General features: G+C 30.9%; 9 protein-coding genes. All 9 read right to left on the bottom strand.

The window, feature by feature from the left end:
• Positions 1 to 17 precede the first annotated feature (17 nt).
• The 9 genes from ACEWL1_RS07270 to sucD all read right to left on the bottom strand — a co-directional run bounded on the left by ACEWL1_RS07270 (position 18) and on the right by sucD (position 12900).
• Positions 18 to 2174, bottom strand: a complete 2157-nt coding sequence (locus ACEWL1_RS07270) for a TonB-dependent receptor (RefSeq protein ID WP_409232633.1) — start codon at positions 2172 to 2174, stop codon at positions 18 to 20.
• Between the two features lie 115 nt (positions 2175 to 2289).
• Positions 2290 to 3453: an efflux RND transporter periplasmic adaptor subunit gene (locus ACEWL1_RS07265; protein WP_409232632.1), complete on the bottom strand. Its 1164-nt coding sequence runs from the start codon at positions 3451 to 3453 to the stop codon at positions 2290 to 2292.
• Between the two features lie 2 nt (positions 3454 to 3455).
• The gene (locus ACEWL1_RS07260) at positions 3456 to 7769 is read right to left on the bottom strand and encodes a CusA/CzcA family heavy metal efflux RND transporter (protein WP_409232631.1); all 4314 of its coding nucleotides are present in this window, start codon (positions 7767 to 7769) and stop codon (positions 3456 to 3458) included.
• 107 nt (positions 7770 to 7876) lie between these two features.
• Complete coding sequence (locus tag ACEWL1_RS07255; RefSeq protein ID WP_409232630.1) at positions 7877 to 8221, bottom strand: hypothetical protein; 345 nt, start codon at positions 8219 to 8221, stop codon at positions 7877 to 7879.
• A gap of 51 nt (positions 8222 to 8272) precedes the next feature.
• Positions 8273 to 8662 (bottom strand): acyl-CoA thioesterase, encoded by a 390-nt coding sequence (locus ACEWL1_RS07250; RefSeq protein ID WP_409232629.1) that lies wholly within the window; start codon positions 8660 to 8662, stop codon positions 8273 to 8275.
• A gap of 102 nt (positions 8663 to 8764) precedes the next feature.
• On the bottom strand, positions 8765 to 8947 hold the full coding sequence (locus ACEWL1_RS07245; protein ID WP_409232628.1) for a CPXCG motif-containing cysteine-rich protein: 183 nt from the start codon (positions 8945 to 8947) through the stop codon (positions 8765 to 8767).
• Between the two features lie 5 nt (positions 8948 to 8952).
• The gene (locus ACEWL1_RS07240; RefSeq protein WP_409232627.1) at positions 8953 to 10980 is read right to left on the bottom strand and encodes a VWA domain-containing protein; all 2028 of its coding nucleotides are present in this window, start codon (positions 10978 to 10980) and stop codon (positions 8953 to 8955) included.
• A 134-nt stretch (positions 10981 to 11114) separates the two neighbouring features.
• Positions 11115 to 11858: a 3-oxoacyl-[acyl-carrier-protein] reductase gene (gene fabG, locus ACEWL1_RS07235; RefSeq protein WP_409232626.1), complete on the bottom strand. Its 744-nt coding sequence runs from the start codon at positions 11856 to 11858 to the stop codon at positions 11115 to 11117.
• 166 nt (positions 11859 to 12024) lie between these two features.
• A complete protein-coding gene (gene sucD / locus ACEWL1_RS07230; protein ID WP_409232625.1) occupies positions 12025 to 12900 on the bottom strand; it encodes a succinate--CoA ligase subunit alpha in 876 nt (291 codons plus the stop codon).
• Positions 12901 to 12906: the final 6 nt, after the last annotated feature.

Genomic DNA, 12906 nt, shown 5'->3' with positions numbered 1-12906 from the left:
GCTTCTAGATACTAAAATTACAACTTTATCAATAGTCCTGCATTAAATACAAATCCGTCTGTTGGAGCCCATAAATCTGTTAAAGACGGATTGTTATGTGGTGCTTTTACCATAGATTCATAGTTAGATTGTTTTGTATCGGTAAAGTTTTCAAAATTTGCATACAAGCTTATTGTATTATAAGTTCTCATGGCCATTAAGCCCATTGTCCAAAAATTTGGAGTTGTAGATAAGTCGTTTCTAACCTGAGAACTTTTATAATATGCTTCATATCCAATTCGCCATTTATCATGAACTTCATACATTAAAACACCACCAAAACTGTGTTTTGGAGTTAATACTTTTTGCTGACTATTTATCCTAACATTATTAAAAGCATAATTAGTAAAGAGTATAAAATCTTTGTATTTTAATTTTAAATTTGTTTCAAATCCAAAGCTATTTAAAGGAGATGAAGCATTAACAAACTCATAATCATTTCCTTGTTGCTCTAGTAATAAGGAGTTTTTTAATCGTGTGTAAAAGAATAATTGATTGAAAGAAACCGAAACATGATCATTTAAAATTGATGTTTTATAATTAACATCTGCGTTTACACCAAAAGAATTTTCTGCTTTAAAATCTGTTGGATTTATGGCCAATACATTTTGAAATGCAAGTTTTTCAGATTCTTCTGTAAAAATAGTTGGAATTTTATATCCAAATCCACCACCAAATCTAGAAGACACAGATTCGTTGTATTTTACAAATAACGAAGCTCTTGGTAAAAAAAACAATCCATAATCGTTCACATAATCTGTTCTTAAACCTGTTTCTAGCGTAATGTTTTCTTCTAAATCCCAGCTAGATTGAGCAAAACCACCTAAAGTTTTTTGCTCATAACTTCTGTCTAAAGTAGAAAATGGAGTTTCTGTAAATTTTTCGGTGATTAAATTAGCACCAAAAACCCAATCAGATTCATCTTTATTTAAATTATAAGTAACTTCTGTAAAAGTGGCAAATTGATGTCCTAAAAACTCATAATTAACCAATTTTAAATCTCTTTTAAAATAGCTTAAACTATTTTTAAAACTAAAGGATTTATCTTCAGATATTTCATTTTTATAAGTAATCTGCATTCCATATCTACTTGAAATATTTTCTTCAAAAAAATTTTGAGTCGGGTTTGGGTTTTCATTAACTACATCGATGTCTCCACCTACTCTATCTTCAAAAAATGCATTTAGCCCAATCCTCCATTTTTCTTTTTCGTTTGGATAATAATAAAATGCCGGGCTTAAATTAATGCTTTGCACTTTTGGAATGTCAGTAAAGTGATCAGCATTTACATCGGTTGCTTTTTGTAAGTTTCCAGAACCGTAGAAAGACATTCCAAATATAGAATCCCTTTTACTATAATACGCATTAATTGTGCTTCCGTTTCTAGAAGTTTTATCGAACATAAACATCAATTCTTTTTCAAATCTTGGTTGTTTTGTAATTAAATTAACCAAACCAGCAATTGCGCCTGCTCCGTATAATGTAGATGAACTTCCTTTAATTATTTCTACTTGCTTTAAATCTAATGGCGGAATCTGCATGATACTCAACCCACTAGAAAATCCACCAAATAAAGGAAAACCGTCTTTTAATAATTGTGTAAATCTACCGTCTAATCCTTGAATTCTAATACTTTGATTTGCAGAATTTGCAGAAGTTTGTTGCATTTGAATTCCTGTACTTTCTCTAAGTAACATAGCAATATTTGCAGAATTCATAACGGCTTTTTCACCCAATTCCTCACCAGAAATGACTTCTACTCGTGTTGGTATTTGTGCAATGGTTCTTTTACTTCTTGTAGATGAAATTTCAACCGTATCTAAAGTAGATTCATCTTCATGTAATTCAATTGTTATGGTATTGTTTTCTAAAGGAAATGTATATACTTTTTCAAAAGTTTCAAAACCAATAAAAGAAATAACTAGTATTTGTTTTCCGCTTTCAATATTACTAATGGTAGCAGTTCCTTCTAGATTTGTTGTGCTTCCTTTGGTGGTGTTTTTAATATATACAGACGCTCCGACAACTATTTCTTGATGGTCTTTAGAAATTACTTTTACTGTAACTGTGTTTTGTGCTATTAATGTTTGAGCAAACACGAAAAAAAATAGGGTCAAAATGATATTCTTAATCATTATTTATGGTTTTTGATAATTAATATTTGATATGATAGATGACATTTTTTATGATAAAAAGATGCAAAAAAAATAAACTAAGAGCGATTAATAAATTAATCGCTCTTTAAAATTTTTAGTGTCCATGACCTTCATCTGATCCTCCAGTCATTTGCAACCATTTCTCTTTTAAAAAATGAGCACCTTCGGTTACAATATGAACATTAAATTTATTTCCTTTAATCGTTTTAATTTCTGTAAAATTATTATCTGAATTTCCTGTAGTAACCTTAATTGGAATAAATTCCAAATCACTTTTTGCTAAAAAAACAAATTGTTGTTCGTCAATTTCTATAATTGCATTTTCTGGAACCGAATATACTTCTTTACCTCCAACAAGTATTTGAGCATTGATAAACATTCCTGATTTTAAGATGCCTTTATCCTCTTCAAAATGCCCATGAACATTTACCGTTTTTGTTTTATTATCTACTTTTTGACTAATTAATTTAATATATCCATGGTAATTCACATCAACACCCGAAGTTTGAAAAAAGAAGTCATTTCCTTTTTTAATCTTAGTAATGTCTGCACCAAAAACATTTAATTCTGCATGCATATGATCCGTATCAATGATTTCCATCATTTCTGAATTTGTAGATAAGAACTTTCCTTGATTTAAATTAGTGCCAACAACATACCCTTCTATAGGTGTTTTTACATAAATGTATTCTTGTATACCGTTCTTTAAAACCGTTTCAGAATTTAACCCAATCATTGCTAATTGAGAAGAATAACTTTCAACCAGACTTTTAGCTGATTTGTATGTTCCTTCAGCAATTTGAAAAGATTTTTTTGAAGTTATTTCATTTACTAACAACATCTTTTTTCTATCGTAATCAGCTTTTGCAACGGCACTTTTATTAACAGCCTTTAAAAAATCATATTGTAATTTGATAAAATTTGGGTGCTTTAAAGTTGCAACTATTTGTCCTTTTTTTACTTTATCTCCGGGCAATAAATTTGTTTTAAATACAAACGCCTCCATGGGTGCGTAAATAGTAACCTTACTTTGCGGCGGCACCTCAATAGTCCCAGTAACAGCCACTTTATCTCTAATATTCATTTTTTGTATGTCGCCAACTTTAATTTTTGTTGTTGCCAATTGCTCTTTTGTTAAATGAATTTTGTTTTTATTCTGTTGTTCTTGTACAACTTCTTTTATATCTGATTTCGTTTCAGATTTTGGATTACAACTGATGATTGCAACAGCTAATAATAAGTATATATATTTTTTCATTGTTATTCTTTTGTATAAAATTCGTAAGCAATTACTGTTTGATTGTAATTGTTAATCAGTGATAAATAATTTTGCATTACTTGAAAATAAGCACTAAAACTTTGGCTATATTGATACGCATCAATTTCTCCAGATTGATATGCTACCTTTAGTTTGTTTAGAAATGTTGTAGCTATATTTTTAGTTTTTTCTACATTTTCTAGTTCCTCTTTTAAATATGTAACCTGCGTTCTTAAACTTTCAAAATTATTATGCAACGCTACTATTTTTGAAGTGTTTTCAAAAGCAACTTCTTCTTTAATGATTTGTTGCTTTTTAATTACAGCTCTTTTTGACCAAATTGAAATCGGTATATTTAATCCTATATTAAAGCCAGTAAAACCAGAAGTATTTCCTGTTTTTCTGTTTACTAACCCAGCTGTTAATTCAGGAAAATAAAAAGATTTTGCCACCTCTATTTTTTTCTGAGCAATTTGATTGCTTTTATTAATTACTGATTTAAAAGATGTAGAAATTACATTGTTTTCTAGTGATACTTCTTTTCTTTTAGGCAATTTTGATATAGGCACAATACCATAATTAATTTGTAACAGTTCTTTTAACTCATTCTCAATGTTCAAAAATTGTTTATATATTTTACTTTTTTGAGATTGAACACCTAAAGATTCTAAAGCCGTTAAATCATTTTCTAAGCCCCCTATTTCACCAGATTTATATAACTTATTTGCTATATCATTTACCTGCTTTCTATTTAATTGTTCTTCTTCTAATAAAGAAATGAGTGCATATAAATAATGCCATTTTTGATATAAAATTTTGGCATTTCTTATCGTTTCTTTTAATGAAATCTTATTAGATGCTTTTGCAAAGTCTCTTTTTACTTTTGCTAATTTTCTATTTTGAAGATGAGATAAAACAGATCCAAAGTTTTGATGTACAGACCATTCTTTTTCTGAGACTCCATTTGCAACTCCAACATCTTGAAATTTAATTACCAAAGGAGCTAAATCAATTGATTCAGCAATACCAAATTCACTTTTAAGAATAGTTAAATTCGACTTTTTGAAAGCTACAGAGCTTTTAATTGCCAAGTTAACCACTTCTTTTTCTGACAATTTTTTATTTGATTCCTGAGAATACATCAGAGTAGAACAAAATAGAAGCACAATAATAGTAGCTGTTTTAGAAATCATTATTTTTTTAGTTTTAATCGTTTCAAATAAAGAATACAAAACAGGTAAAATTAACAAAGTTAAAAGCGTGGCAGAAACCAACCCTCCAATAACAACTGTTGCTAAAGGCTTTTGAACTTCTGCTCCAGCAGATCCAGAAAGAGCCATTGGTAAAAACCCTAAAGAAGCCACTAGCGCAGTTAATATTACTGGACGTAATCTTACAGAAGTTCCTCTTTTAATAATTTCTACACTATTTGCAACTCCCTCTTTTTTTAATCGATTAAATTCTGCAATTAATACAATTCCGTTTAAAACAGCCACACCAAACAAAGCTATAAAACCAATTCCCGCTGAAATTGAAAATGGCATATCTCTTAACCATAACGCAAAAATTCCACCAATTGCTGACATCGGAATCGCTGTAAAAATTAAGATACTTTGTTTTATTGATTTAAAGGTAATGTACAATAATAAAAAAATTAGCAATAATGCTACAGGGACAGCAATAGATAATCTAGTTCTTGCTTCTTCTAAGTTCTTAAAAGTTCCTCCATACGTAATATAATAACCAGCATCAAATTGAACATTTGCATCAACTTTTTGTTTCAATTCATTTACAATACTAGCAACATCTCTACCTCTAACATTAAACCCAACTGTTATTCTGCGTTTTGCATCATCTCTTTGAATTTGATTCGGTCCTGTTTTAAAACTTACATCTGCGACATTTGTAAGCGGAATTTGAATTCCGTTTGGAGTTGTAATGTACAGATTACGTATGTCTTCTATACTTTCTCTGTTCTTGTTTGCCAATCTTACTACTAAATCAAACCGTTTTTCTCCTTCATAAACAGAACCAGCAATTTGACCTGCAAATGCAGCGTTTATGGTTGTGTTAACTGCTGAAACATTTAAACCATAAAATGCCAATTGACTACGCTTATAATCAATTACAATTTGTTTTAATCCCGTCATTTTCTCAACATACAAATCTTCTGCGCCATCAATATTAGGTATCAAAGTAGCTATTAGATTTCCATATTGTACTAGTTTATCTAGATCCTCTCCATAAACTTTCAAGACAACATCTTGCCTTGCGCCTGTCATTAACTCATTAAAACGCATTTGAATGGGTTGTTGAAACCCAAAAGTTACACCAACCATCGTTTCATCTAATAGCTGTTGCATTTTTTCTGCTAATTGATCTTTAGTGTCTGCTTTTACCCATTGATCACTCTCTTTTAATATAATCATTAAATCGGCCGCTTCTATAGGCATTGGGTCTGTTGGTATTTCTGAAGAACCTATTTTTCCTACAATTTCTTTTATTTCGTTTGGGAACTCTTTTAAAAGAATTTTTGATGCTTTGTTTACAGACTCTATTGTATGAGAAAGAGAACTACCTGTTGAAACACGTGTTTCAACGGCAAAATCTCCTTCATCTAAAGACGGAATAAATTCAGAACCCATTGTTGAAAATGTAAACAAACTAAATCCAAAAATAATTAAAGAACCTATAATTACTTTTTTCTTGTTTACCAACACATAGTTTAAAGCAGGAGAATATATATTCTGAATGGCGTCAATTATCTTATCAGAAATCGTCTTTTTATGTTTCATTTTTTTATTTAAAAACAATGCGCTCATCATTGGGACATAGGTTAAAGACAAAATAAAAGCTCCTAAAATTGCAAAACTTACTGCAATTGCCATTGGTCTAAACATCTTCCCTTCAACACCTACTAAAGCAAGTATTGGTAAGTACACTATTAAAATGATAATTTCTCCGAAAGCTGCACTAGTTCTAATTTTTGATGCAGAAGTATATACTTCTTTATCCATTTGTTTTTGACTAAGCTTTATTCCAGATTTTTTTAATCCGAGATAATGCAATGTTGCTTCTACAATAATTACAGAACCATCTACGATAATCCCAAAATCTATTGCTCCTAAGCTCATTAAATTTCCAGAAACACCAAATAGATTCATTAAACTTATTGCAAATAACATTGCCAAAGGAATCACTGAAGCAACAATTAATCCTGCCCTAAAGTTACCTAAGAACAATACCAATATAAAAATTACTATTAAAGCACCTTCTATTAAGTTTTTTGAAACTGTATGTATTGCTTTATCTACCAACTTTGTTCTGTCTAAAAAAGGCTTTATTATTACGCCTTTTGGTAAATTTTTTTCTATTTGTGCAATACGTTCTTTTACTTTTTGAATTACTTTAGAAGAATTTGCCCCTTTTAGCATCATTACAATAGCTCCTACTGTTTCTCCTTCTCCATTTCGAGTCATCGCACCATAACGCACAGCACTTCCAAATTGAACAACACCAATATCTTTTATTAAAATTGGAGTTCCATTTAATGTGCTTTTTACAACAATGTTTTTTATATCATCTAACTTTTGTATCAATCCTTGACTACGAATAAAATAGGCTTTTGGGTTTTTATCAATATAAGCCCCACCTGTATTTTGGTTGTTTTTTGTCAAGGCTTCAAATACCTCATTAATACTAACATTTAATGATTGTAATTTATCGGGTTCAATTGCTACTTCATATTGTTTTAAAAATCCCCCAAAGCTACTTACATCTGCAACACCTTCAATTCCTAATAATTGACGGCGTACTATCCAGTCTTGAATTGAACGAAGTTCCATGGTAGAAAACTGACTTTCAAAACCTTTGTCTGCATATATTGTATATTGATAAATCTCTCCTAATCCTGAAGTTAAAGGAGCCATTGTTGGTGTTCCTACACCAGCTGGAATTTGATTTTTAGCTTCCGCAAGGCGTTCGTTTATTTGTTGTCTTGCCCAATAAATATCTACGTTGTCTTTAAAAACAACGGTAACAACACTTAATCCAAACCTAGAAAAAGAACGAACTTCTTCTATATTAGGAATACTTGCCATTGTCAATTCTATTGGAAATGTAACTAAACGTTCTATATCTTGCGCAGATTGTGATGGTGCTGATGTAATAATTTGCACCTGATTATTGGTGATATCTGGTACTGCGTCTATTGGTAATTGCTGAACGGAGTATATTCCCCAACCAATTAATCCAAGGATAAACACACCAATAATCAATTTATTTTTAATTGAAAATTTTATAATGCTATCTAACATTTTAATTTGTTTTTACGTGATACAATAATTATATGGCTCAAATGAAGCCATCATAATTCTCCCAATTTTTTAAAAAAATCAGGTTAACTTATTTATGGTGTAACAAATTAAACTTGTGGAGGCTCTAGAAGTGTCTCTAAATAATTAGAAGCAAAAGATTTTTGGTAATAATGATTTGGTTTTTTTACTTGTGTAATTCCTTTTAAATTACAACACGTATTAAAAGGAGTAATTATTGCACTAGAAAAACCTAAAGAAGTACAATGATGATGGTGTTTTGAATTTTCATTATCTTCTGTATCATTTTTATGATGGTCATTTTCATGAGAATCTCCTAAAACATCTACATGATGATTTTCTACAGTATCTGTAAATATAACTGCATCTAAATGTGCTTGTACCGGTGGTACAAACATTAATAAAATTAATAAGAAAATACTTAATTCTTTCAATGCTCCATTCTATTTTAACAATACAAAAATAGTACTATTTTAAAGAAAATATCACATATTTAATCTATTTTTTACATATTCTACTTTAGTTTTTCCATGCTTTAAAGGCTTTCCATTTTCACCTAAAGAAACCATTACAATTTTATCAATTTCAATAATCACTTTATGTGTTAATTTATTTCTGACAGCACATTTTAAAGTAATCGACGAGTTTCCAAATGCCAACACTTGCATTCCAATTTCTATGATATCACCTTGCTTTGCTGAACTTACAAAATCTATTTCTGACATAAATTTGGTAACTGTTCTGGGAATTTCTAGTTGAATGATCGCATAAATCCCTAATTCTTCATCAATCCACTGCAATAAACGTCCGCCAAACAACGTTCCGTTCGGGTTTAAATCTTCTGGTTTTATCCATTTTCTAGTATGAAATCTCATAAATTATTCTTTTTTAAATGCTGTACAAATCTCGAGCTATTACTTCGGTAAAACTAGTGTTTGCAATTGCATTTATAGATTTTATAATAAGTATTTGCAATGCTATTGTTCACTATTTATTGCTTCAAAACTGATTAATATTTCAGCTTCAAAATTTGGAGTAATTTGAATTGGATTGCAACACACTTCACAGTCTTCTACGTAGGTTTGTTGCGATACACTACTATCTAAAAGCATAGAAATGTTTTCCCAACAATACGGACATTGAAAAAAATGCTCAATCATAATTACTAAATTTCACCAATGTATTTTCTGATAAACCATTCAATTGTAAAAAACAAAATACTCAATGCTAAAATCAATTTCCAGTCTACCAATTGCTGATGTATAATAGTGCTTTTTTGAGTGGTTACATAACGTTTATCAGCAAGTAAATCATTGATTATTTGTTGATTTTCTGAAGGATAATACACATTCCCTTCTGTGTTATTTGCCAACAGTTTTAATTCCTTTTGATTGGCATTCGTAAACTGCTCCTCTATTTGATAGGTCGTGATTTTAAATTGTCCGGTTTTACGAATCGGCTGATTTTCCGCCGTAACTTCAAAACGATAATCTCCAGAAGGCAACTCGTTTAAAACTGCTTCAAAGGAATTGTTTAACAAAGAAAAAGGAACATTTTGGGAAACGTTTGTTGCAGTATTTGTGAGTTTTAGATTCAGTTTTGCTCTTGCATCAAACTGATAATTTTTATCCACATAAAAAGCATTTATTACAATTGGTGTATTTGCTGGATGCAATGCATCGTATTTTAAAGACAAACGTTCTCGCTTTTTGGTTGATGCCAAATACTGAACCATATTTGCCAAAAATTCATCAAAATCTTGAAAAGAACCGGAATTGATAAAACTTGCTGCTCTCCATTTCCAAATTCCTTCGCCAAACAACACCGCACTTTTATTCGAATCGCTTTCAAAAGTTGCCAATAAAGGCGTTTGTGTTTTAAATCCTGCAATATTTTGAAATAACAACGCATCAAATTTTGATGTCATATTAATGCTTCCAAAAGCATTCTCTAAAGGCGAAAAAGATTCAAAACCAATCTCTTTTTGTCCAAACGTTAAAAATCCGTTATTAAAAATTGCGCCAAATTCTTCTGATTGATTGGTCGCATTTTTATAGTAATTCGATTGCATTTCGTTTAAGAAATTCCAATTGGTATTTAAACCCGTTATTACAAAATAATTTGCTTTTTCTTTTTGAATGGAATTGAAAACAGTTTCAAATTGTACCGTTGGCTGATACAAGATAACCAATTGATAATCTGCCAATTTCCCTTTAAAATCTTTAACAGAACTAATTGTTACAGAACGTTGTTTATTGGTTTCAATTGCTTTTTTGATTGCTCCCAAATCTGGATGCAAAACCGATGTCAATAACAAGATTTTTGTTTGCTCATTTAAAACTTCTACAGAAAAGGTACTGGAATTATTCTCTACATTTTCTTCATTTTCAATCTTTGCAACAGAGGCTTTGTAATACTGAACGCCTTCTTCTGTTGATGCAATGGTTGTAGAAATGGTTTCAACCGTTTTTGATGGAGAAAGCGCTACGTTTTTTCTATAAATAATTTTCCCTTTGTGTTGAATTGTAAACTGTGTTTTTACATTTTTATTTCCATTATATAAAATTCGTGCTTCTACCGGAAAACGATTTTTTAAATAACTGTATTTGTTTACGTTGATTTGAGCAATTTTAACATCACTTTTAGCAATTGTATCACCAATAATCAACGGAAAAATATTCTTTTTCGTATTGATAAACGGATAAGAATTTCCTGTAGTTTGATTTCCGTCAGAAATTAAAATTACTGGAGCAATCGTGTTTTTATTGAGTGCTTCTACCCTACTGATTGCTTTGTAAATATTGGTTTGACTTTCTAAAAATGATAAAGAATCTAAGATGCTAATTGCTTCTCCAAATTTAAAAAACTGTACCTCAAACTTTTTGTTGATTTGTGAATTGTTCTTAATCTGATTCACAAAATTGGTAACTATTTTTTCACTTTTAAAATGCTGTATGGATAAAGAATTATCAACCAAAACAGACAGCATTGGTTTTTCATTCATTAATTCTTGTCGCGCTATTGACGGATTTATCAACAATAACAACAATAAGAAAATACTTGTTGTTCTTAACGAAAACAGCACATAATCTATTTTCTGAAACGCTTTTGATTTGTAAAAATACAGCAACCCAGAAAAGGCTACACTAAAAAGGATAGCTCCTAAAATATATATGATGGTTGTTGTTTGCAAGAATATAATTATGAATCGTAAATCTAACAATTATCCTTTTAAAAAACTTGTTAAAAAAAGAAAACCTGCAACTGATGCTGAAATAAATTCAGCACAAGAATTACAGGTTTTATATAATTTACGATACTCTCTTATTAGTTCATTCCACCATCAACAGATAATGTTTGTCCGGTAATGTAAGCACTCATATCAGAAGCTAAAAACACACACGCATTTGCAATATCGTCTGGCGTTCCGCCACGTTTTAACGGAATGGCATCTCTCCAACCTTGCACTGTTGCTTCGTCTAATTTTCCTGTCATTTCTGTTTCTATAAAACCTGGCGCAATTACGTTAGATCTAATATTTCTAGAGCCCAATTCTAAAGCGACAGATTTAGAAAACCCAACTATTCCTGCTTTAGAAGCTGCATAATTTGCTTGTCCGGCATTTCCTTTTAAACCAACTACAGAACTCATATTTATAATAGAACCGTTACGTTGTTTCATCATCGGGCGAATTACCGCTTTGGTTAAATTGAAAACAGATTTTAAGTTTACTTCAATTACTTTATCAAAATCGGCTTCAGAAATGCGCATTAACAAGTTGTCTTTTGTAATTCCTGCATTGTTTACTAAAATATCGATGGTTCCAAATTCTTTTAAAACATCAGCAGCCAATTCTTGAGCAGCATCAAAAATAGCAGCATTTGATTGGTATCCTTTTGCGTTTACACCTAATGCTTTTAGTTCGTTTTCTAATGCATTCGCAGCGTCCACTGAAGAACTGTATGTAAATGCAACATTTGCTCCTTGTTGTGCAAACATCACTGCAATTCCTCTTCCAATTCCTCTTGTTGCACCAGTAATTATGGCTGTTTTATTTTCTAGTAATTTCATTTTTTAATATTGTTTGATTTCTATTCTAAATTCAAATATACTAATCTTTATCTTTTTTAAATTTTAGATTACTATATTCTTTTAAAAAGGAAAATTCCCGTAAAACTGAAAGTTACTCAGCATCAACGGGAATTTATATGATATGTAATACGTAATGTAATTAAATTTATTTTTTTAAAACCTTTGCAACCATTTCTCCAATTTTTGCAGGAGACTCAACAACATGAATTCCGTTTTCAGCTAAAATTTTCATTTTTGCTTGCGCCGTGTCATCAGCTCCACCAACAATTGCACCAGCGTGCCCCATTGTTCTTCCAGCAGGCGCTGTTTGTCCAGCAATAAACCCTACTACAGGTTTTCTATTTCCATCAGCTTTTATCCACTTTGCAGCATCAGCTTCTAAATTTCCTCCAATTTCTCCAATCATTACAATTGCTTCTGTTTCAGGGTCATTCATTAATAACTCAACAGCTTCTTTAGTTGTAGTTCCAATAATTGGGTCACCACCAATACCAATAGCAGTTGTAATTCCATATCCTTGCTTTACAACTTGATCAGCTGCTTCATACGTTAATGTCCCAGATTTAGAAACAATTCCAACCCTTCCTTTTTTAAAGATAAAACCTGGCATAATACCAACTTTAGCTTCGTCTGGAGTAATAACTCCTGGACAGTTTGGCCCAATTAATGTACATGCTTTATTTTCTAAATATGCTTTTACTTTTACCATATCAGCAGTAGGAATTCCTTCTGTAATACAGATAATTACTTTAATTCCTGCATCTGCAGCTTCCATGATTGCATCAGCAGCAAAAGCTGGTGGCACAAAAATAATTGAAGTATCTGCTCCTGCTTTATCAACAGAGTCAGCAACAGTATTAAAAACAGGTCTTCCTAAATGTTCTTGACCACCTTTACCTGGAGTAACTCCTCCAACTACATTAGTTCCGTAATCAATCATTTGACCGGCATGAAAAGTTCCTTCGCTACCAGTAAAACCTTGCACTATAATTTTTGAATCTTTATTTACTAAAACGCTCATTTGTAT

The sequence above is a fragment of the Polaribacter gochangensis genome, assembly GCF_046224025.1.
In the GTDB taxonomy this organism is placed as follows: Bacteria; Bacteroidota; Bacteroidia; order Flavobacteriales; family Flavobacteriaceae; genus Polaribacter; species Polaribacter gochangensis.
This window is presented reverse-complemented; position numbering and strand designations above follow the sequence as displayed.